Below are 21,683 nucleotides of genomic sequence, written 5' to 3'. Positions count from 1 at the left end.
ACGGACCTACGTCAGTTCCATGCGCATGGCAATATTTTTTGAATGATGAGGAAACTATGACTAATAACAGTTCAGCGTCGTTGATCGATCACACACTGTTGAAGCCGGACGCGCGTCTTGGCGAGATTCAGAAACTGTGCAAGGAAGCCGACCAGTACCATTTCCATTCAGTGTGCGTCAACCCATGCTGGGTGTCTGCCGCGTCTTCCAGCCTTGCGGACTCGGATGTGAAGGTATGCACCGTCATCAGCTTCCCTTTCGGGGCATCTCCTTCGCGTGTCAAGGCCTTTGAAACCGAGCAGGCAATCCAGGATGGAGCCACGGAGGTTGACATGGTGCTGAACATCGGGCAGGCGCTTGATGGGAACTGGGACTATGTCGCCAAAGACATCCAGGCGGTAGCCGAGGCGGCGCACGCTCACAGTGATTCAGCGAACAATCCGATTGTGGTGAAGGTCATCTTGGAGACATGCCTGCTCGATGACGATCAGATCGTGCATGCGTGCAAGGCCGCGGTTTCGGCCGGTGCAGACTTTGTCAAGACATCAACCGGATTCTCAAGCGGTGGTGCGACTGTGCACGATGTCGCGTTGATGCGTGAGACGGTCGGCCCAGACCTTGGAGTCAAGGCATCCGGCGGGATTCACACCCGTGAAGACTTCCAGGCGATGGTCAAGGCCGGTGCGAACAGGATCGGCGCCTCCGCAGGAGTCGACCTTATCTGAGCGCAATGGAGCGATGAGGCTCTGGACGAAGAAGTCATAGAAGCGATGCCGTGAACTTCACGAGTGTCGATTGAAGTCTCGGACAGGACGCGATCATGGGCGGGTGCATGTGCCGGTATGCAGGCATATGCACCCGCCCTCGTCTTCTGTCGTTTGGAGGTGCTGGTTTCGTTTGGAATCCCGGTCTGCATGAAATATGACATGCCGAGCAAGAGCACTGATGCATGTTGATGGTTCGGAAGCCTATTTGTTGCCGTCAATGATATTTTTTAGCACTGTGGTGGCCCCCATGCCGTTCGGCCAGCCGGAATAGAAGGCCAAATGAAGAAGGACTTCCTTCAACTCTTCATCTGACACACCATTCTGTCTTGCAAAGGAAAGGTGGAATTGCAATTGATCCATCTTGCCCATGGCGGTTAAGGCCGCGACGGTGATCAGGCTGCGGTCTCTCTTACTGAGACCCTTTCGCTCCCATACTTCGTCAAAGAGCACACGATCGGTATAGTCTGCGATTCCTGGTGCGAAATCGCCGAATGCATTTTGTCCGCCTGTCCAACCGGTCTTATCGTTTTGTGTATTGCTGCTCATTTTACGTTCCTTTTTACTTGTTGTCTTATCCCTTGGTAGGTGACACATCGCTTCTATGTTCGTGACATGCGTGAAATGCCTGTCAGTCTGAGGGAATGGTCTTACCAATATTTTCAGAGTCTGATGAATAGTTGCATTTCAAAGGAGATTGCAATGTCTCTTGATCGATCAATCCGCATTGGGAATATTCGCGCGAAGAATGACCTCAACCGTTGATGACTTTGGACCATCGGAAATCATTGGTTTGAGATACGCGCTATTCCTATATTTGTTCTCATAGGCGGAGTCAATATCATTGTTCAGCTTAGCGCTATGCACGGGATTAAACTCAACCTGATATCGCTTGCCCGCTGCGGTAATAATTCCGGAATGCTGGGCAATTGCGGCTTGATACCATCTGCCGTTTATGCCATTCCAGGCGCGAACGAATATGCGCCCTTCGACCACGACCGACCAGATCCACGTAAGGGTTCCTGTGGTCTTTTTATCAGGGTGGAAAGGTGCGATGTGAAAATCATCAGTCGTTGTTATTTTTTCGATAGCCTGCTGTCGCCAATCTTTCATGTTTCCTCGATTCTCGTATTTGATTCTGTGCATTTTGGATACGAAATGCACACAGGGGAATTTGCGTCTACCACGCGTATGCTTCAGGTGCTGAACCCGGACCAGGCCAAATGAAGTTCAATTCTTGAAGAGTCTCTTCAGTCAGCTTTATGTCTAGAGCGTGTAGGCTTGAAACAAGTTGACTGCTGGTTCTGGAACCGACCAATACGGAAGAAACCACAGATCTGCTGAGTAACCAAGCAATCGCAACGTTAGCGGCGCTCTCGCCAATGTCTGCGCAGAGTTTCTCATAACGTGTCAAAGAGGATTGCAGTTGTTCAGCTTCCTGTGGAAGTCCGCCAATGCCTGCCCCATCACGGCGTGAAGAGCCTTTATTTTTTTGTAAGCTTCCAGCGAGCAGTCCGCCTCCAAGTGGACTCCAGGGAATCAAACCGAGACCGTAATACTCCAGAGCTGAAATCAGCTCGAGCTCAACTCCACGTGAGCTGAGATTGTAGTGGGCCTGCTCAGAAATCAGGCCCAACAAATGCCGATTGTCGGCCTTCGCCTGTGCGGTTGCAATATCCCATCCTGCGAAGTTGCTTGAACCGACATAGATTATTTTCCCCTCTTGGACCAGTTGCTCCATGGCTTGCCAGATTTCGTCCCAGGGAGTCAAACGGTCGACATGATGCATCTGATACACGTCTATGTGATCAGTGTGCAGTCTTCGCAAGCTTTCTTCGCAAGCTTTCTTCGCAAGCTTTCTTCGCAAGCTCGCTTGATGTGATAGGCAGAAAGATGGCGGTCGTTGGGGCCCATACCCATTGGTTGATAGACTTTCGTGGCGAGCACGACTTTTTCGCGATTTCCATGATTCTTCAGCCAGCGGCCTATGAATTCCTCTGAGATGCCATAACCTTTTTCCATTTCTGGGGACTGCGGGCCGCCATAGACATCGGCTGTATCGATGAAGTTGATTCCTGCGTCCACCGCGGTGTCAAGGAGAGTCGCACTCTGGCTTTCATCTATGACCATGTCAAAGTTCATTGTGCCCAAGCCGATACGGCTGACCTTCAAGCCGCTTCGTCCAAGATGTGCGTACTGCATTGAATGATCCTTAGTTTACTTTGTTGCCCGCGTCACATTGATATTGAAATTAAATGTTCCAAATTTGCCGTATAAGGCGAAGAAGAGACGTGAGTACATTTCTGTTGCTCGGGCGGTGGTAATGTCTCCCAAATCGATTATCGACTCGTCGGGCCATCCAAATGACGCGATAACGGACCGAACGACTTGCTTGGCTTCTGCATCGTTACCGCCCATGAAGATCGTATGATTACCGGGGACCAGTTCTGGGTGAATCATCACTTGATAATAGACAGTGTGGAGAGCCTTCACCACACGTGTCTTCGGGAAAGCGCGCTGGATTTGTTCGCCCAGGCTGTCGTCGTTCGATATGACCAATGTGGGCGGTATCCCATTGGACAGATCCAGAGGAATCGCTAGATCGAGAAGGACCTTACCTGCCAGATCTCTCGCACCAATGGATTCAAGTGCTGATATGGAGTGCATTCCAGCCACGGCATTGACAATGAGATCGGAGGAAACCGCCGCTTTCTTGTAGGTCGCCAGCCGAACATTGTCCTGAGCTTCTATCCAATCTTTGAACGGTTCAAGTCCCATGGAGCCTTTTGCGGTGTGCGACAACGTTGCATCGACATTGCGCGTACCGATAGCGACGTGATGGCCAAGTTCGGCTAATCTATTGGCTAGCGCTCGTCCCACCATACCTGTTCCGAGAACTGCGATATTCATATGCATGCTTCTTTCCTTAGTGAGTCGGAAAATTAACTTGGGCGGCAGCGTTGCATCTCAAACCACGGTTTTGTTTTTCGAGGTTGCTCAATCACTCAAAACGATGAGCCGTCACACAAGAGCAGCTATTTGGAATGCAGGCAAAGGGCTGTATCTGCCCGGCAAACATTATTGGACCTTGCAACAACGAGGGTATCGGAACTTGCATCGCAGCAACGAAGAAAGGTGGCCAGGCAGCGTGCTCATTGCTTGGAATCTTGGACAATCTGAGAATGCATATTGTCACTGCCCACTGTTTACCGTTCGTTGTTGGCATCTTCGTACTCTTGAGTGGTTACTGGTTCGAACCAGCGCACTGTCCCTGCCGTGATGGCTATGTGGGAGAACCAACTATCTGAGGTCGCACCGTGCCAGTGTCTAATCCCATCGTGCACGACGACGACATCTCCTGGCCGAAGATGTCGTGCAGGTTTACCGACTTCCTGATAGAGTCCTTCGCCACCAGTCACCAGCAGTATTTGAAACCCTTGATTATGTGTGTGCCAGTTATTGCGGCATCCTGGTTCAAATGACACGTTACTGACGCTGACAGTAATCTTGGGATCGTCCACGAGGCTGGCCAAAAAGCTTTTGCCTATGAAATATTGGGAAAATGAATCGTTTTCAGTCCCAAAGGGAAATATGCCATGGTGCACGTTATCTTGAAAATTGTCGTTCATATGTATCCTTACGTATCCTTAGCGGTCATGTTGTCCAATGCATCCAAGCTTGGAATGATGGATGAGAATAAGATTGAGTAGACTCAATGCTGTGGGTGAGGCAAGGTCAGGGTTTCAGCAGCACCTTGATGGCGCGGCGCTCATCCATTGCCTTGTACCCCTCCGCCGCATCCTCAAGCGGAAGCGTCAGGTCAAAGACCTTCCCGGGGTTGATCTTGCGTTCCCAGATGAGCTTGATCAGCTCAGGCAGGAAACGACGCACAGGAGCCGGGCCACCGAAAAGATGGACCTCGGAGAAGAACAGATCCCCTCCTGGAATCTCGACATCGTGGGACACACCGACAAAGCCGACATGGCCGCCAGGTCGGGTCGAATGAATGGCCTGAAGCATGGACTCCTGGGTTCCTACGGCCTCAACGACGCTGTGCGCACCGTATCCGTTGGTCAGTTCCTTGATCTTCGCAACGCCGGCATCCCCTCGTTCCTCAACGATGTCGGTTGCACCGAATTCCCGCGCTAGCTTTTGACGGGATTCGTGCCGCGACATGGCGATGATGCGTTCCGCGCCTAGCTGCTTCGCAGCCAGGATCGCCATCAGACCAACCGCGCCATCACCGACGACCGCGACGGTCTTGCCCGGCCCGGACTCTGCGGCAACTGCCCCGAACCATCCTGTCCCGAGCACGTCCGAAGCGGCCAGCAGTGAAGGAATCAGGTCCGGATCCGGCATGCCAGGTGTTTTCACGAGGGTGCCATCGGCAAGGGGAACACGGACCTTCTGGGCCTGAGACCCGGACATGAAACCACCATTTGCGCAACGAGAAGGATATCCCGCCGTACAGATTTCACAGGTGCCATCGGACAGACAGAACGAACCCACAACGAAGTCCCCTGGAGCCACGGTTGTGACAGCATCACCGATCTCTTTGACAATGCCGACGTATTCATGCCCCATGGGTTGATTGTCAACGGGCTCGATGCCTCGGTACGGCCAGAGATCAGAACCACATATACATGTTGCAGTCAACGAGATGACCGCATCGGTCGACTCGATAATACGAGGCTCTTCGACATCCTCCACACGCACATCTCTCGCAGATTTCATAATGACACCACGCATGATGCTCCTCCTTGTGTTAGCTATTGCTTTCCAACGGTCGCCACTATAAATGTTAAAGTGAGCTTTAAGTCAAGTCCTTGGGAATAGTTTGAATGCCACTTGCGCTTGCCTGATGTGTTTCACTTGCATAATAAGAAACTGGATGTGACGCGATGAAGGTGCGCTCCAAACAGGAATTTCTGCTGTGCTTTGGATCAGTTTGAGCCTGGGCTCAGCACGGTCTCCAACTACTTCGCGAATTTCACATATGGAATAATCTTGGCTGGATTCGATGATGAAAACTTGCTTCCTAATTTTCTTGCCAATCAGCAGGATATGGGCATGGCATCAGTAGTGCATTGAGCTCATTCAGGAAGTGTGATTGCGTAGAGACTCGACGTCAGCAAACTGCAGAGCACAAGTGATGTCAGTACGTCACTGGGATAGTGCATGCCAAGCACCAGCCTGGACGCCGCAGTCAATGCCGGCAGTGTCAGCAGCAGGATCTTGAAGGCCAAACGTGCGCGGACAATTCGGATATTGGCGACGTCCGGCCGTTGCCTGTCGTGCATGCGCATGATGAATAGCAGCAACGTGACGATGGCGATTGATGATGCCACGTGTCCGCTGGGGAAGCTGGGGTCAGAGGCAAGACTGCCTAGGGGCGTGTCTGGCCGATTCCTGCCGACGGCGATCTTCACCACCAGCACTGTGGCAAGAGGTGTGAGCGATATGACTGCAGCGCGTATGGTCTGTAATCCGCTTCGGTAACGCCATGCTAGATACAGCAGGGTAAAGGTCAGCAGCATGACGGTCACGTTCGTCGAGAACACTGCCCCGATCAACATCGAGAGCGATTTGAACAGCGATGGTGCAGATGTGCAGACCGCAACGATTCTCGACTCGTCACGGGTGATCGATGCGCTGTCAGCGAGTATTCGACCGGTGGGTATGACCAAAATCAGTGTCAGGGATGTCGTGGTGAGCAGCAGCCATTGGCCTCGTGACAGTTGCCGCATTGGCTTGAAGAGTGGAAAGCGCATGCGAGTAAGTATTGCAGCGGCAAACCAAGACAATGCTAAGAATTCCTCAAGACTCTGGTGAGATGGCGCGGTGAGCAATCGCGGACAGGGCCAAGGGATTCTTAGTGTTCTCTTAGTGCGCGCCTGAGAGCATGGTCACGATTCATAAGGAACAGACCTCGCTGGAAGGATCAGAGCATGCAGTCATTTCTCAGTCCCGAATTCATCGTCAATGCCGCAGGGCCGTGGGCTTTGCTGGTGTCGTGCATAATCATCTTCGCGGAATCCGGGCTGTTGATCGGTTTCTTCCTTCCGGGAGATTCGCTGGTCTTTCTTCTTGGTATGATCGCCTCCTCCACTGCGATGAGCGATTCCTCGATGGCGGGCACGGCTTTGTGGCTGATCTGCATGGTCGTCGTCATCTGCGCATTCGTCGGTGACCAGCTTGGTTACGAAATCGGCAAACGAAGCGGAGATATTCAGAAAATCAAGTCATGGATGCAAGGCGGGAATGCCGACCGGCTTGACAGGGCGAAGCGATTTTTCGATAAGCACGGAGGAAAGGCCATAGTCTTCGCTCGATTTGTACCCATTCTGCGCACTTTTGTTCCCTTCGCCATTGGCATGGCTGGATATGACCATCGTCGCTTTGCGATTGCAAACTTCGTAGGAGCCCTCATCTGGGGCATCACCGTGCCGGTCATGGGGTATCTCCTTGGGCGCATACCATTGATAGCGGATCATGTGGAGATGGTATGTCTGTTGATCGTGCTCGTCTCAATCATCCCGCTGCTCATCAAAGCCGTTGCGGCAAGGCTGTCTTATCGCTGACCAGCGATGATTGCACGAGTGATTCAACAGATTGGCATAGGAAGGAACAATGAGTAACAAGGATAATCGGCACCAATCTTATGCCATGTCTGATCCTTCGAAGCTGTTTCAACCCCTTGTGCTGCTGATTGAGGATGATTTGCGCATGGGGGGCATCCTCAGCGAACTCCTGGAGGACGATTACCGCGTCGATTGGGTCACGACTGCGGTGCAGGCGCGCGAGCATCTGGATATGGACAGATACGATGCAGCCATAGTCGATCGACGTCTGCCGGATATGGATGGCTTGGATTTTGTGCGCTCTGCGCGCAGAAGGGGAATCACCGTGCCAATGTTGATGCTTACAGCTCTTGCCTCTACTGAGGACATCGTTTCTGGCTTGGACGGAGGTGCCAACGACTATCTGACCAAGCCCTTTCGTTTCGAGGAGTTGAATGCCCGCCTCAGGACGATGCTTCGCGGCTATCATGCCGAGATGCAGTCATATGACATCGGAGATTGGAACTTTCAGGCGGAAAAAGGTGTGGTCAAGTCACCTGAAGGTCTCAGCATCCAACTCACGCCTGCGGAGGTATCCCTACTCAGGACAATGTGCATCGATCCGGATCGAATCTTTACCAGAAGTGAGCTCCTTCGTGCCGCGTTCAGGCAAGATGCGGTGGAAGGCACGGTTGACGCCTACGTCTCATACATCAGGGCAAAAACGACCAGAAAACTCATCATAACGGTCAGGAGCAAAGGATATTGTCTGGGTGCTCCCAGGGAAGGTGAGCTGACATGATTTCTCATGGTGATTCGAAACGCGAAGGGCGACTGCCGGGAGTGAAGGCGATCAGATCCATCACCCTACGCATGATGCTCGCTATGAGTGTGACGACGATCATAGGAGCGCTGGTGATGACCGTTGGCATCATTCTTGGATCCCGGCACGAGTTCAGCGAACGGGGCATCAGCCCTGATGATGTGACCTCTGGAATATTGTTCAACGGTACTCTGGTCATTGATTCCGAAAAAGCCTTGATTCTCGTCGTGCTGTTTGTCGTCGGCATTATCGCCACCACGGGGATTATCGCTTGGTTTTTGGCGCGTCAAGAAATCCGTCCGCTGGATGAAGCCATGAGATTGCAACGAAATTTTGTTGCTGATGCCAGTCATGAATTGAAAACCCCTTTGGCGATTATCGGTGCTCGTGGTGAGCTGATCAAGCATCGCGTCGAGCATGGCAAAGACGTTGGTCAGGCATTGGATGAGCTCGGGAACGACATTGCCAGAATGGATGGGGTTATCAACGATCTGTTAGTGGCGGCGCAAGATGCCAACAGCCCACGTCCGGTGGATATGCGCAGGAGCATCCAGGAGGCCGTCAGGGCGTTGGAGGTGTTGGCGAATCAACGTGCCATTGCCATTGTTCTTGATGTGCCAGAATCCGCAATCACGGTGATGGCCGGAGAGACGGGCATCGTACGCTGCCTTGTGGCGATTCTCGACAATGCGCTGGCTCATTCACCGGAGCACTCGGTTATCGAGGTTACGGCGAAAGAGGACAAGGGAATGGTCAACGTGACGATTCGTGATCATGGTGTGGGCATGACGGGCGATCCTGAGCGTTATTTCGCTCGGTTCGCAAGGGCGGATACAGACAGTGGACAGCGCGGGTATGGTCTGGGGCTGGCACTGACCCGTGACGTACTGTCACGTTATAAGGGGAGAATATCCGTCGTCCAGTTTGATGGAGATGGGACGGCAATCATGATTACACTGCCAACGGTGTCCAAGAAATCGAGGCAATAGACGCGTGGAATACTTCAAAGCCGAGGATTTGTCGTGTGTATTCGGGCAGGATGGCCCGAATACACAACCAAAAATTCTGTTTTCAGGGCTTTCGCTGCAGCTCGGGCGAGGGGAGATCGTCGATCTCATCGGTCCGTCAGGTTCCGGAAAGTCGCATCTGCTCACGGCTCTTGCCATGCTGGATCCCGATGCTTGCGCAATGATGGATCTCGAAGGATGCAGCTGCCGTGATTTCAATCCGCAGGAGTGGAGGAGACAGGTCGTCTATCTTCCTCAACGACCTACCCTGACTTCTCGAACGGTGATTGGGTCACTTCTGCTCGGCTTCTCTTTTGGAAGAGGCCGTTTCAGCAGGAGTAGCGTCAATTCGCGGGAACGTCCCTCCCCGTTGGAGCTCAGGAAAGGCCTGGATGTCCTCGGATTGCAGGATGTAGAGCTTGACCGAAATCCCTTATCGCTTTCGGTGGGGCAGCAGGCGCGGGTTTGTCTGCTTCGCAGCTTGCTGCTGAAACCCAAAGTCCTGCTCAGCGACGAGGTTGATGCCGGTCTTGATTCGGACAGTGCAACGATGGTTGCCTGCCTTTTGGAGAGAACATCCAAGAGCACAGGCATGGCCGTCCTGCGCGTGCGGCACAGGGATGCAGATGGATTGGCGTCGCGAACGCTTCGATTGGAACAAGGCAGCTTGTCTGAAGGAGGCGCACTGTGAAACTCGCATCGAATGTTGCGACCGGCGTCTACGACATTGATATCTGGGGCCTGTTGATCACTCTGATTTTGGTTGTTTTGGCTGCGGCTCTGACCGTGGTCATGAAACTTGGAATCGCCAAATCGATGCTCTGGTCCACCTTGCGCTCCCTGTTCCAGTTGCTCGCCATGGGATACATCATCGAGTACGTGATCAGGATGAATAATCCGTGGATCGTCGCCGCTTTGCTGTTGGTAATGGTGCTCGCCGCGGTGCAGATTACGCTGAGCCGGGCTGATGACATACCTCACGGACTGGTGTTTCCGGTGCTTCTGACCTTGATCGCCAGCGTGCTCATCGTCGATGGTGTGGTCAGTGAGTTGATTATCAGGCCCGCACCATGGTTCGCGCCGCAGATTCTCATTCCGGTTACCGGAATGATGTTGGGAAATCTTGTGGCTGCGGTTGCAGTGGCCATGAGCCGGTTCTTTTCGGATATGACATCACGACGATATGAGATCGAAGTATATCTCAGTCTTGGTGCGAGTCCTTTCGAGGCGGCCAAGCCCTCCATTGTCGCGGCTGTCAGACTCGGGCTCATTCCGACAATCGCGCAGCTGGCTTCAAGTGGCGTAGTTCTCATCCCGGGAATGATGGCAGGTCAGATCATGGCAGGAGGCAATCCCTTGGAGGCTGCAAAATATCAGTTCGTCGTCCTCGCCGCGTTGAGCGCCATCACCATGATGGGGGATGCACTGATTATGACGCTGATCTATACGCGATGCTTCACCAAGGCAGGGCAGTTCATAGCCGATCGTATGTGATCGCTTCGTCGCAGTCGCAGATGGCGGTGCTGGACCGAACTGACGCGCTCAGATATTCGATGAGTCGACGGTGGCGGGTATCTGCGTGATCTCGATTTTCGTCTTGGTGGGATCGACCACATGACGATCCATGATCAGTGAGTCGATGCGCTCGGCTCGGATGATGCCGCTGATTGGGTTCTTCACGCTCATGATTGAAGATCGGATGTCTGCATCGATATCTGTGCAGTACTCGAATGCGAGATCGGTGTGCAACAGCCTGCAATTCCTCATCGTGAGATGATCGATGTAGCACAGACCCTGGTTGCTTCGGATGGTGCAGTTGACCAAGGTGAGGTTTTTGGTGTTCCAGCCAAGGTATTCCCCATTGATTACGGAGTCGTAGATGGCAACGTTCTCGCAGTTCCAGAAGGCATCTTTCGAGACGAATGTCGAATCGTGGATTTCCAGATTGCGCGCGCCATCGAAGACATAGTTGCCGACGACGTCGAGGTGTTCGGCATATACGCCATCGCAGTCCATTCCCAGATAGTCGCCATTAGCCTGCACGTCGTGGATGTGGATGTCCCGGCAGTGCCAGAGGGTTTCCTCCGCATCGGAGAAGTGCACGCGTTCAAGATCCACCCTGTTGCATCGTCTGAAGAGTTTGGGTGCCTGGCAGGTGGTGTCGGCCAATGAGATGTCGTCGGTGTACCAGATTCCGGAACGTGACATGCTTTCGAAGATCGAGCGTCTCACGGTGATGTGACGGCTGTACCACAACGGATACTTCCATTGGAAGACCGTCGAGTCCAGAGCGATGTTCCGGCTTTCCTTGAGGGGGGACTCGCCTTCGCCGAAGGTGACACTGGTGATCGTCGCATCATGTTCGGCGAACAGCGAGCGTTCTCCCTCGAAAAAGGCATCGTGATAGTTTGTCATCTTGCTTCCTGGTTGTGGATTCCTGCCTGTGTCGGTAGGAGCTCCTGCCTGCACGGATTTCTGGTCTAGCGGTGCTCCGGCTTGGTGGTCCCTGCCAAGTGTTTCTCGCCGGGCCTCGCCAGTGGGCCGACCAGTTCATGCGCTACATAGGGTGACTCAAGATACTGGATGTCGCCTTCTTCGAGATGCACGTCCAGCGCTTTGACCGCTTCTTCGACGCGCTCGGGGGAAGAGCATCCGACAATGGGTGAGGAAGCTCCATGTGACCACTGCCACGACAGCGCAATTTGGGCCATGCTGACGCCATGCTTCTGAGCGAGATGTGCGACGCGTTCGATGATCGGTTGATCCTGATTTCTTGCGGCATCGTATTTGTCGCGTACAACAGCATCGGTCGTTCCTCGCAGTGAATCTGAATCCCAGGTGCTGCGGGCAAGATGACCGGAGGCCAACGGGCTGTAAGGCGTCGGCAAGGCCCCATACTGCCGGGCTACGGGCAGAAGCTCACGTTCGTCCTCGCGGTAGAGCAGGTTGTAGTGGCACTGCAGGCTTGACAGCGGTGTCCATCCGTTGGCATGCGCGGCTTTCTGAAGGTTGTGATACTGATATCCATACATTTCGCTCGCTCCCAACGCACGGACCTTGCCCTCCTTCACCAGATCGTCGAGAGCCTGCATGCTTTCCTCGATGGGAGTGCCGTAGTCGAAGCGATGCAGGATGTAGAGGTCAAGGTACTCGGTGCCGAGACGCCGCAGGCTGCCTTCGATCTCGCGCTTGATCGCCTCCGCCGAGGAGTGCCCCTCATTGAAGTAGACTTTGCTTGCCAACACCACGTTCTCACGGTTCACCCCAAGTGCCTTGAGTGCCTCGCCAATATACGTCTCGCTGCTTCCATTGGCGTAGCAGTTCGCGGTATCTATGGCATTGATACCCAGATCGATGGCCTTGGCGATGATGCTGCGCGTGGTGTCCGGATCCACCGTCCACTGATGCTGATTGGGGTCAGGTTCACCGAAGGACATTCCTCCGAGGAAGATGGGTGAAACCTGTATTCCTGATACTCCTAATGAAACGTACTGCATGATGCTTCCCTTTCGAATGGATCGGTGCATTCACCGTGTGCGTGGCCGTGAGTCAAGTGCAGCTGTCTGGCATGCGCCGTCGCGTCTTACTGTTTGTGCGGACGGCGAAGTATGGAAATGTTGCTTGCAGTGGCTCATAATCCATGATCTGCACCGTGAACACAGTCTCTCTGATGTGTCGTGTCGTTGACCTAACATAGTCTAAAACTTAAAGTGAACTTTAAGTCAAGTGGATGGAGAGGTTTGCTGGTGGAATATTCGATCGGGCAGGCTGCGGAGGCTACGGGAATGACCGCGCCGACACTGCGATATTACGAGAATGAGGGGCTGCTGACGGCAAGGCGGCATCCCAGCGGCAGACGGTACTACAGTGACGATGATCTCCTGTGGCTGCAATTCATTCACCATATGCGCAGCACCGATATGCCGGTCGCCGATCTGTCGCGATATGTGAGCCTCAGACGTCGCGGGGTCGAGGGGGCGGAAGGTGAACTGCTTGAGATCATGCGCAAGCATGAGCGTCACCTTACCGAGAAACTGGCGCATTATCAGACCAATCTTGATCTGGTCAGACATAAGATCTCAATGTATGAGGATCAGCTCAAGGGCCGTGATGCCGATCTGTTCGAACTCTACAAGGAATGCCGCTGCGACGATAAAGCAGGTGTCCCTGGGGAATCTCCGCAGTGCGGTTCCGACTCCGCTGATGTATCCTCTCGAGATGCCCAGCTCCTGCAGACGGGCGAATCCCGGGGCAGCTCAGCCCTGTGACCAGACATCCATGCCCAGGCGCGTGAAAGGTCTTTGAATCTTTACGCAATATATTAAGGATTGAGTGGCATGATGTCAGCCGATCATTTCAGTAGGAAAAGGCTGTTTAATCATGGAGGATACCATGTGCCAATTTGGTCTCTAAGTGAAAAGTTACAGATGCAATAGGATGCCGGCTGCCGTCAATTCTGAAATATAGGAGCTTCTAGTTGAGAATATAGTGTCAGATAAAGCATCCTACGCACAACAGGTGCGAAGTGCCGAGAGAATGCAGCGAACGGATCGTTGTCTTGTTATGTTTGTTGCAACATGCAACTATCGTGGAAAGGGAAGGAACAACCGATTGGTCATGGTGAATCATGAACATATTACTCAGGTGTTATCGGAGCCGAGTGCAGGTGTTGCTATTACGAATGGCTCTCAGGCACTGCAGATAATCGGCAGATAGAGTGAAGAGGAGCACCCAAAGATTAGGATACCTCACTGAAATTGCAATAAGAATGGCCGGTCTTTCATAACCGGCCCTTAAATAACTGTGGAGCTAGCCGGGTTCCTGTAGGTGGTTCAGCTTTGCTTTTATTTCAGTTGTCTGAGTTATGTAAGGACTGCTGTGTAACCTATTTCATAACCTATGATAGCATTAGTCTGTCGACTTCTGTACTTGAATAAATCATATATGTACGTGATCTTGTGAACCCACAGAACGCAAACGATAGTAGCAAGATGAAATTGCGCGCTTCTTGGCCTTTCCCTCATGGGATATGCGGCGACAGGTTTGTTCACAGAAAGAGACGATAGTTTCAATACGATTGGGAGTATCAGCAGGCTTCACTGCTTTGTGATTATGCCGACTTGAATATGAGTAAATACTCGTAATAGCAAACATTCTGAGGGTAACCACTGCTAGAATTCTTGTCCAGAGGTATCTAACAGGGGAGAGAAATGTCAGCTACAGGAGAGATGTTCCAGTTACAACGGATTGCGGAACGGGCGGCATCCAGAAACAGTGACCCAACACGGCACAAATGTTTCATTTCATATCATGTTGGTGATATGTCCGAAGTTGGACAATTCATTGAGTCATTCGGGTCGGAATTCATCGCCCGTTCAGTTGGTGTGACGGTTGAAGACGATTTTGTCGACAGTACTGACGACGACTACATTAAACGTCGAATTCGTGAAAAATATCTCACAGACTCAACCGTGACCATCGTTCTCTTAGGTAGCTGCACATGGACTCGGAAGTTTGTCGACTGGGAAATATCATCCTCTTTGAGGAACGACATTAACAATAAAAGAAGCGGGCTGCTTGTCTATCCTCTTCCATATTTGCATAACTCGGCACATCTTCCTGCCCGAATTAAAGACAATTGGGATACGAATGACCACGTTCGTTCGTATGCTCACTTCTTCAACTATCCTTCTTCCCTTTCAGCTGTGCGATCTGATATCGAAACTGCATTCAATGATCGAACGGCAAGGGCCCGTTTTGTTGATAACAGTCGTGCATTACAACAGAGGAATCTTAGCTGTTCGTGACCTTGATGTATGCATTCGTATGAATAACGGGAGTTTTATTGTGTCTATCGTGTATCAAGTGCAGGTCCTACAGGTGGATCGTCGGAATTGGCTCGATCAGTTTCAAAAGGCAATTGCTGATGAACTCACAGAACTCGGTATTCACAAATCAGTAACTGTTAGCGTTGGGGAGGGTCTCGTAACTACCGGAGCGCCATCTCTTGTATTGGTTTTTGGCGGGACGACGACAAAAAACGATCCTTCGATGAAGGCAGAACTTCAAAGTGCATTGGCCAACGGATTATTGGTTGTACCTGTTGTTGATAATGTTGCTTTGTTCACGAATCAAATTCCCGAGGAGGTTTCTGAATTCAATGGGTTTGAGTGGTCTGGTAGCAATCCAGCTAGGCAACTTGCCCGTATGGTGCTCGAGCAGCTCAATATTGAGGAGCGTGATCGGCGTGTATTTATTAGTCACAGGAGGACTGATGGTCTTGCTGCTGCTGAGCAACTGCACGATCAGCTTACACATCGTAAGTTCAAGCCCTTCATTGATCGTTTCTCGATAGAACCCGGAGAAGAGGTTCAAGAGAAAATTGCAGACGTGCTTGAAGATTTTGCATTTCTGCTATTGCTTGAGACGCCTGATGCGCACGCATCGGAATGGGTCTATGACGAAGTTGATTACGCTCTCGCTCATGTAATGGGGATACTAATTGTCCAGTGGCCGGGAAAGCCTGAGCAAGTTCCTGGAAGTGCTGGTCTTCCCCGGCTCGTATTAGAACCCACTGACATCATAAGGGACAGTCATGGATACGATGTCTTCACTCGATCTGCAATTGAGAAAATCACCTATGAGGTAGAGGCTGCTCACGCACGTGCGATTGTACGGCGACGAAACATTCTTTTACGAGGAGTCCAAGATTCGGCCAAAGATCAGGGAGCTAGTTGTGTACCTCTTAAGGATTGGGCGCTTGACATCACTGGAAGCAACGGAAAACATTCAATTGTTTGCGTGACACCACGATTGCCGACTTGTGGAGATCTGCAACATTTAGATGAGACCCGGGAACAGATCGACGCTTCTGCATCAGCTCAACTCATTCATACTGCAAGGCATTTAAGTGAGTTGAAAAGAAAGCATCTTGAATGGGTCGCCGGAGAGCGTCGACTTGAAGTCGTTTCGGAAAACGCGATTGGAGGCAAATGGTGAACAGAGTTGCAGACATTCAAAATCATCAAATGCTAGGTTCGACCATTTTCATTTCCGCTAGCATTCCCGATCCACACCGATGGGAGGGAAGCTTCGATCCTTTCGGAATAACCGATGCTGTAGTTGCCATAGCGCGAGCTGTTTTGCGGAATGGTGGCAAATTAGTTACCGCAACACATCCTACTATTGCGCCTCTTCTTCTTTACGTTGCTGCAGAGCAATTGAAAGAAAATGACAAACGGGTTGTTGTTTATCAATCGGCCACTTTCAAATCAATTTTACCGGTTGCAACAAAGAGATATGAGGATGATGGGATAGGTACGATTATCTGGACAGATCGAATTGAAAACGAACCTGCAAACCCAGCATTGGCGCCCAAGAGTCTTGAACACATGCGTCATCAGATGCTAACAGAATCAAGACCTGTTGCAGCAGTTTTTATCGGCGGTATGAGCGGTATATCCGATGAATACAACCTGTTTCACACGCTACAGCCAGATGCTCCAGTATATGTTTTCGGATGTCCTGGGGGGGAAGCAAAAAAGTTAGTTGATAAATCGCCGACGAAACTACGTCAAGAACTAACAGCGAGCGACATTTATTCTACCCTGGCACGGCATATTGTTAATGATTTAGTACAAAGACTGTAAAGGCACCGAGAATGTGACTATTCATGATGAAGGTTTCCTTTATTCAGGAATCGTCCTTCCGGTATCGGCAGAAAAGCATCTTTCATCTATTTGGGCGAATTGTCTGTACTCCGTTATCCGCTACTTGAAAGTCCGGCCTTCTTTGAGGGTAAAAAGTGCGGATTCATTGCTCTACGTGTTCGTCACTAAGTGGCCTATCGCTTGACTTTTGTTATTTGCGAATAATAACTGTGCTGAGACTTAGGGGTGTACTCCATCTGGAGATGGAGTACACCCCTAAATTCGAGAACCTTTAGCCGTATGAATTGAACGAATGATGAAATTGTAAATCGAATAGCTATTCAGTGAGAAAAACAAAAGTCGTTCATTTGATAGGTTGAAGAGAGAGTAATTCCAACATAGCGATTACAGAAATGTAAGATATTGTCCCATTGAGGAAATTTGATTTTCATGGTTTGGCCACAGTAAAGGATGATATGTCTATTGATATCGAGAAGTTGTCGAAAATGCGAAGTGTCGCACGGACATTGGCTGAATGCGACTTCGATGAGGTGAACCTACTTTTCCATGAGCTGCATACAGATGAAGTTATGCAGGGGCAATGGGAGGACGAAGACGGATATGAGAGGTCAAATGAGGAGCGATTCAGCGCAGTTCTCAACATAATTCGTGACCTTCCACGCGATATTGTCGAAGAATTGGTTCCGGCAGTAAGTCAGTTGTTTGAAACTACTATTCAAATGAATCGGCAACAGGGTGTTCGACCGCTTTTTTTGTTCGCATCGCATCTCACTTCGCAGAAGGCATTGGTTGGCCAAGTAAGTTCTTACTTAAAAAGCTGGGGCATAATGTTATTCGTTGCGCATGAGTCGATTGTGCCTGACCACGAATGGCTTAAGGAAATTGAGAAAGCTCTCCATGATTGCGATGCTGGTGTGGCTTTTTTGTCTCCACATTTCAATGAAAGTAAGTGGTGTGATCAAGAAGTGGGGTGGCTGCTGGGCCGCGAGGTTCCTTGTTATGCGCTCAAGTTTCATGATGAAGATCCTTATGGTCCATTTGGGAAAAAGCAGGCTTTCCCCGTACGAGCTGACATGACTGCCGAGAAAATTGGCGACGAAATCATCAGGTGGCTAAGTACAAAACCCGAGTTAACAAACGGTTTTTATGCGTCAATGGTCGAGGCACTAAAGCTCTCGCAGAACTATCATCGGACTGATCTTGTTTGGAAACAGCTTTATTCGGCGACTGGGCTTGATTCTCATGAAGTGGCATCAATACTTGCTGCAATCAGAGATAATGATCAGGTATACAATGCAAGCGGCGGTGTCGGAGGAGAAAATGGAGAATACAAGGAACTCGCATTTAAGCTCGCACTCAAACAACCTGGGTTTGAAACAAACCGAGATCTCGCCAAAGAAGTAGCCAAGAGCCGTGGTCTTGAGAGTTTACTACCTGTTGAATCTACGTCCGATGTATCCGATGATGCGGACCCATGGGCAGTCGATTTTTAAGCTTACTCGCTCTACGGATGAAGCAACAACCACCAATATGATGAGCGGACGTTTATCTACTAAGACGACCGTATAACAGTTTATTAAGTTGAGGGAATTCGGTTGAGAGGGCTTCGCCTAATATACATTTCGTGTCTTTAAAACAGTCAGCAAGTTTACAAAATAGCTTTTGATCCTGTATAAGGGTTTGTCGAATCGCTTCGTGGTCGATGCTGTCGTTGCGGGTCAAATATTCCGGAGTATTGTCCCAGAAGAGTTTGCTGTATATGATTTGGAATTGTCCTCGGATCATTTTGGTGATTGCGTGCACGTCGTCTTTGCTCAGTTGTTCTATTTCGTGAATTGCCCCATTTACCAAAGTGCAAAGAGGACATCGCATTTGTTGAGAGAATCCACCCTTTCCTCGTCTCGAGTAGTTGGTGCATTCGGGGAAGTTCTCATGGTATCCGAATAATGGCGAAAGGAGTTGATGATCATTGGCTCTATCGTTCTGTAAATCTATTAATCGGTCCATCTCAGCGAATAAGTTCGGCGACCATTCAGGAGCATCAAGTTTTTTATCTAGCATAATGAGAGCGAGAGACGCGGCTTCATTGGATGAGAAGCGTCGTAATTGTGGATATTTTTGGTGAATTACATCGGTGTAAGTAAAGTCCAGATTGATGCGTTTTTCTCGACGCTTTAATGTTTGACTTATCTGGAAGTCTTTGATTTTTTGATTGATGATTTCGATTTCGTCGCAGGCTACAGAAAGTACTCGCAAGATGCTTTGGATTTCACGTTTTGTATATCGTGTCCGACTATTGAATATCGCACCTCGTTTGAAATCAATGTTGCAGTCAAAAACATGTATAACGACAAGTGCCTCACGTAGTTGCAATGAACGGGTTCCTTCGGCAATGTTGTACAGAGTTTGTGGGCGGAAGCTCATTGAATCGTGATAGTAGCTGGTCGTGATATATGAGAAGAAACGTTCACTGGTAATTAGACATTTTGTTTTCCTTTTAATTGGTTTCTGTACTTTAAAACCTGCGTGCATAGTGCCCGCAGCAGATGTCGATGATTTCGCGGTTGAATAATCGTTATTGGCCCAAACCTCATGGTTGTTGAGCAACAGATGCTTGAGGTTAGTGCGAATTTTCCTCTTGATATCTACGACATCCAGATTCTCGTACTCGACAGCGGTAAATCGACATTGCTGAAGGATCATGTAATTTTTCTCATATCGCATTTCCGGAACCTGCGTGCTTTTTATCGATGAGGAGTTCGGACGCTCCGGATCGGCTAAAAGATTGCCGATCGGTATGTTGAGCGAATTAGCAATTACTATGGCACGTTCTAATGTCAGTGGTGTTCTGCCAGAAAGGATGTTGTGAAGAGAGGCGGTACTAATGCCCATGTCGGAATGGTATGTGTCGGTGATTTTTGCTTTCAGGTATCCACATCGTTCCTGTTTCGTGGGCATATTTCTGTCTGACAGAATTACGTTAATTCTCTCGGCAACCCTCTTGTCGAACGTATGAACCATCTTGTATCCCTTTCATTCCAACTGTTTTCGAGGAAATTACCTAAAAGATAGCATTCGGACAAAGGGCCTCAGTTCTCAATATCGTTTGGCGTGTCACTGGAAAGTCTGGCGACGGGCAACAATAAAGGAGATCAAATGGCCAGGATTGAGTTCAAACAGGTACAAGGGCTTCGTCAGAACGGCACTTCGTGGCATGGAATTGATGTCATGTTAGATAAAGAACGTTTGGATAGAGCCTTCATAAAGGATCGAGAGTTGAGGCATATCGCTGCCAATCCCTCTGCGCTAAGAATAGGTATCATCCAGCGTTCCGGTCGGGACGGTTCCACCTATGAGATCGCGCAATTGATGTTGGGCAGTCTTGCGGTAGGCACGCGGTTGAAGCTGAACGACGTGGAGAAAACTGATGTCAAGACTGCGCTTGCTGAGCAGTCGGCACAGGACATGGGCGAGGATAAGAAAAACCGATGAGGAACATCCTTCGGTCTCACTGGTATCTGGTCACCATCATCAGTTTGATGGTGGTGGCCACTCTCATCGCCTGGCAATGCTTCTATCCCCAGCTGTGGGTTGCTGTTGTTCTGTTGTTTGTAATGGGATTGGCTCCCTCGATGATGCTAGGCATACGTTTCCGCGGAATATCAGGAGGTTGCGGGTTAACCGTAGACAAACGGGTTCAGAAGCCAGATGGTTCAATACGATACAAGACGTGCTTCCCTCATGCTGGTCTTAAGCATCGCATGTCATATGGATACCGTTTTCGTTTTCATGGCCTACCGAAGGTTGCCACAGTCGATAGGCTACTGGAGCAACGCGAGAATCTCATCCTCGAATTCAGTGCATACGACATCGTGATTGAGAAGCAAGGTGCATTGACGGCCATAGTCAACGTGTACCTTCGCGATCCGTTGGAGAATTCCCCTGACGAGAATTCGCTCGAGTTGCGCCCTTACGACACAGCCGGTGGCCAAGTCTATCTCGGATGGGACATCAAAGGTTCGGATGTATATTTGAATACTTTGGGTTATAGCGGGGCGTTGATCAGTGGCGCGCCGAATGCCGGGAAGACGGTTCTCGTGAAGAGAATCGCGGCTGAGCTGGCACTTTCTGATGTTGCTGTGAGCATTGCAAATGGGAAGAACGACTCAAAGTTCGATGTCTTCAAGAATGCCGGAATTTCGGTGATCGGTGATGATAAACCAATCTTCCTTGAGCAGCTTCGTGAGCGTGAACGATTACGGCAGGAACGAATGCGTAGCCTCCCCGGAGACTATCAAGATCAACCAGTCGATAGTCAGCCTCCTTTGGAAGTGCTGATCGTCGATGAGTTTCAGGAGTATCTGAGTGCGGTAACGCGTGACGAGCGTCCCGTCGTTGAGGAGATCACCGCCTTGTTGACACGGTTAATCAAGTTGCAGCGCAGCGCCGGTATGTTCACGATTCTAGCCACGCAGAAGGTTGATTCACAGGCCATCCCAACCGCGTTGCGCGATGTGATCCCATCGAAGATATCGGGATACACGACGACTCCGGAGATGACTCGGATGGCTCTCGGCAATCTGCGAGACGATGAGCCTCATCCCGACGATAAGCATGTGGTTCCACCGGGTAAGCCGGGCAGAATGATCATCGCTGGTCAGGCAGTCATCGCTCGACTGTTCCAAGTCGCGAACATCAACGATGAACAGATAATCGGAGCAATCCGAGGCGGCGTGAGCGTCAGCGGAAGCCGCCAGTAAGGAAGGTCGCTGCATATCTTCTATTACTATGCAGCGGCAATGTAAATGTAAAACGGACTCCGGCAAGACCGCAAAATCAGTGCCGGAGTCCCATCAATC

General features: G+C 50.6%; 23 protein-coding genes and 1 pseudogene. 13 read left to right on the top strand and 11 right to left on the bottom strand.

Annotated elements, in window-relative coordinates:
• Positions 1 to 56 precede the first annotated feature (56 nt).
• Positions 57 to 725, top strand: a complete 669-nt coding sequence (gene deoC / locus QN062_RS06170) for a deoxyribose-phosphate aldolase (protein WP_369340964.1) — start codon at positions 57 to 59, stop codon at positions 723 to 725.
• A 243-nt stretch (positions 726 to 968) separates the two neighbouring features.
• Here the strand turns inward: deoC and QN062_RS06165 are convergent, their stop codons facing one another.
• From QN062_RS06165 to QN062_RS06130, 8 genes are all read right to left on the bottom strand, one after another.
• Complete coding sequence (locus tag QN062_RS06165; protein WP_369340963.1) at positions 969 to 1,313, bottom strand: carboxymuconolactone decarboxylase family protein; 345 nt, start codon at positions 1,311 to 1,313, stop codon at positions 969 to 971.
• A 168-nt stretch (positions 1,314 to 1,481) separates the two neighbouring features.
• On the bottom strand, positions 1,482 to 1,877 hold the full coding sequence (locus QN062_RS06160; RefSeq protein ID WP_369340962.1) for a DUF2255 family protein: 396 nt from the start codon (positions 1,875 to 1,877) through the stop codon (positions 1,482 to 1,484).
• A gap of 67 nt (positions 1,878 to 1,944) precedes the next feature.
• Positions 1,945 to 2,592, bottom strand: coding sequence for an aldo/keto reductase (locus QN062_RS06155; RefSeq protein ID WP_369340961.1), 648 nt, complete (start codon positions 2,590 to 2,592; stop codon positions 1,945 to 1,947).
• Positions 2,565 to 2,894 carry an aldo/keto reductase gene (locus tag QN062_RS06150; RefSeq protein ID WP_369340960.1) on the bottom strand — a complete coding sequence of 110 codons (330 nt, stop codon included), beginning with the start codon at positions 2,892 to 2,894 and terminating at the stop codon, positions 2,565 to 2,567. The genes QN062_RS06155 and QN062_RS06150 overlap by 28 nt, the downstream gene beginning before the upstream one ends.
• 87 nt (positions 2,895 to 2,981) lie before the next feature.
• On the bottom strand, positions 2,982 to 3,680 hold the full coding sequence (locus tag QN062_RS06145; protein WP_369340959.1) for an NADPH-dependent F420 reductase: 699 nt from the start codon (positions 3,678 to 3,680) through the stop codon (positions 2,982 to 2,984).
• 290 nt (positions 3,681 to 3,970) lie between these two features.
• Positions 3,971 to 4,393 (bottom strand): cupin domain-containing protein, encoded by a 423-nt coding sequence (locus tag QN062_RS06140; RefSeq protein ID WP_369340958.1) that lies wholly within the window; start codon positions 4,391 to 4,393, stop codon positions 3,971 to 3,973.
• 106 nt (positions 4,394 to 4,499) lie between these two features.
• Positions 4,500 to 5,513, bottom strand: a complete 1,014-nt coding sequence (locus tag QN062_RS06135) for a zinc-dependent alcohol dehydrogenase family protein (RefSeq protein ID WP_369340957.1) — start codon at positions 5,511 to 5,513, stop codon at positions 4,500 to 4,502.
• A 344-nt stretch (positions 5,514 to 5,857) separates the two neighbouring features.
• The gene (locus QN062_RS06130; protein ID WP_369340956.1) at positions 5,858 to 6,568 is read right to left on the bottom strand and encodes a phosphatase PAP2 family protein; all 711 of its coding nucleotides are present in this window, start codon (positions 6,566 to 6,568) and stop codon (positions 5,858 to 5,860) included.
• 144 nt (positions 6,569 to 6,712) lie between these two features.
• On the opposite strand from QN062_RS06130, the gene QN062_RS06125 reads away from it, so the two are divergent.
• From QN062_RS06125 to QN062_RS06105, 5 genes are read left to right on the top strand one after another with little or no spacing between them, the layout of a single operon-like run.
• Positions 6,713 to 7,345, top strand: coding sequence for a DedA family protein (locus tag QN062_RS06125; protein WP_369340955.1), 633 nt, complete (start codon positions 6,713 to 6,715; stop codon positions 7,343 to 7,345).
• Positions 7,346 to 7,394: 49 nt separating this feature from the next.
• Positions 7,395 to 8,126 (top strand): response regulator transcription factor, encoded by a 732-nt coding sequence (locus tag QN062_RS06120; protein WP_369340954.1) that lies wholly within the window; start codon positions 7,395 to 7,397, stop codon positions 8,124 to 8,126.
• A complete protein-coding gene (locus QN062_RS06115; RefSeq protein ID WP_369340953.1) occupies positions 8,123 to 9,136 on the top strand; it encodes a sensor histidine kinase in 1,014 nt (337 codons plus the stop codon). The genes QN062_RS06120 and QN062_RS06115 overlap by 4 nt, the downstream gene beginning before the upstream one ends.
• 4 nt (positions 9,137 to 9,140) lie before the next feature.
• Positions 9,141 to 9,845 carry an ATP-binding cassette domain-containing protein gene (locus QN062_RS06110; protein ID WP_369340952.1) on the top strand — a complete coding sequence of 235 codons (705 nt, stop codon included), beginning with the start codon at positions 9,141 to 9,143 and terminating at the stop codon, positions 9,843 to 9,845.
• Complete coding sequence (locus QN062_RS06105; protein WP_369340951.1) at positions 9,842 to 10,648, top strand: ABC transporter permease; 807 nt, start codon at positions 9,842 to 9,844, stop codon at positions 10,646 to 10,648. The genes QN062_RS06110 and QN062_RS06105 overlap by 4 nt, the downstream gene beginning before the upstream one ends.
• Positions 10,649 to 10,696: 48 nt before the next feature.
• On the opposite strand, the gene QN062_RS06100 is transcribed toward QN062_RS06105, so the two are convergent.
• Both QN062_RS06100 and QN062_RS06095 read right to left on the bottom strand, forming a co-directional pair.
• Positions 10,697 to 11,569 (bottom strand): DUF3737 family protein, encoded by an 873-nt coding sequence (locus tag QN062_RS06100; RefSeq protein WP_369340950.1) that lies wholly within the window; start codon positions 11,567 to 11,569, stop codon positions 10,697 to 10,699.
• 65 nt (positions 11,570 to 11,634) lie between these two features.
• On the bottom strand, positions 11,635 to 12,651 hold the full coding sequence (locus QN062_RS06095; RefSeq protein ID WP_369340949.1) for an aldo/keto reductase: 1,017 nt from the start codon (positions 12,649 to 12,651) through the stop codon (positions 11,635 to 11,637).
• Positions 12,652 to 12,900: 249 nt separating this feature from the next.
• Between QN062_RS06095 and QN062_RS06090 the strand changes: the two genes are divergently transcribed.
• The 5 genes and pseudogenes from QN062_RS06090 to QN062_RS06070 all read left to right on the top strand — a co-directional run bounded on the left by QN062_RS06090 (position 12,901) and on the right by QN062_RS06070 (position 18,317).
• Positions 12,901 to 13,422, top strand: coding sequence for a MerR family transcriptional regulator (locus tag QN062_RS06090; RefSeq protein ID WP_369340948.1), 522 nt, complete (start codon positions 12,901 to 12,903; stop codon positions 13,420 to 13,422).
• Between the two features lie 942 nt (positions 13,423 to 14,364).
• A pseudogene (locus QN062_RS06085) lies at positions 14,365 to 14,676 on the top strand (TIR domain-containing protein); the annotation flags it as partial.
• Positions 14,677 to 14,803: 127 nt separating this feature from the next.
• Positions 14,804 to 16,153: a toll/interleukin-1 receptor domain-containing protein gene (locus QN062_RS06080; protein ID WP_369340947.1), complete on the top strand. Its 1,350-nt coding sequence runs from the start codon at positions 14,804 to 14,806 to the stop codon at positions 16,151 to 16,153.
• On the top strand, positions 16,147 to 16,803 hold the full coding sequence (locus QN062_RS06075; RefSeq protein ID WP_369340946.1) for a hypothetical protein: 657 nt from the start codon (positions 16,147 to 16,149) through the stop codon (positions 16,801 to 16,803). Before QN062_RS06080 ends, QN062_RS06075 begins: the two co-directional genes overlap by 7 nt.
• 476 nt (positions 16,804 to 17,279) lie before the next feature.
• Positions 17,280 to 18,317 (top strand): toll/interleukin-1 receptor domain-containing protein, encoded by a 1,038-nt coding sequence (locus tag QN062_RS06070; protein WP_369340945.1) that lies wholly within the window; start codon positions 17,280 to 17,282, stop codon positions 18,315 to 18,317.
• A gap of 52 nt (positions 18,318 to 18,369) precedes the next feature.
• Here QN062_RS06070 and QN062_RS06065 read toward each other — a convergent pair whose 3' ends face one another.
• Positions 18,370 to 19,845, bottom strand: a complete 1,476-nt coding sequence (locus QN062_RS06065; RefSeq protein ID WP_369340944.1) for a helix-turn-helix domain-containing protein — start codon at positions 19,843 to 19,845, stop codon at positions 18,370 to 18,372.
• A gap of 135 nt (positions 19,846 to 19,980) precedes the next feature.
• Here QN062_RS06065 and QN062_RS06060 point away from each other — a divergent pair, with 135 nt between their 5' ends.
• Positions 19,981 to 20,316, top strand: a complete 336-nt coding sequence (locus QN062_RS06060; RefSeq protein ID WP_369340943.1) for a hypothetical protein — start codon at positions 19,981 to 19,983, stop codon at positions 20,314 to 20,316.
• Positions 20,317 to 20,696: 380 nt separating this feature from the next.
• Positions 20,697 to 21,584, top strand: a complete 888-nt coding sequence (locus QN062_RS06055) for an AAA family ATPase (protein WP_369340942.1) — start codon at positions 20,697 to 20,699, stop codon at positions 21,582 to 21,584.
• Positions 21,585 to 21,683: the final 99 nt, after the last annotated feature.

The sequence above is a fragment of the Bifidobacterium sp. WK012_4_13 genome (genome assembly GCF_041080835.1).
Classification (GTDB): Bacteria; Actinomycetota; Actinomycetes; order Actinomycetales; family Bifidobacteriaceae; genus Bombiscardovia; species Bombiscardovia fermentum.
This window is presented reverse-complemented; position numbering and strand designations above follow the sequence as displayed.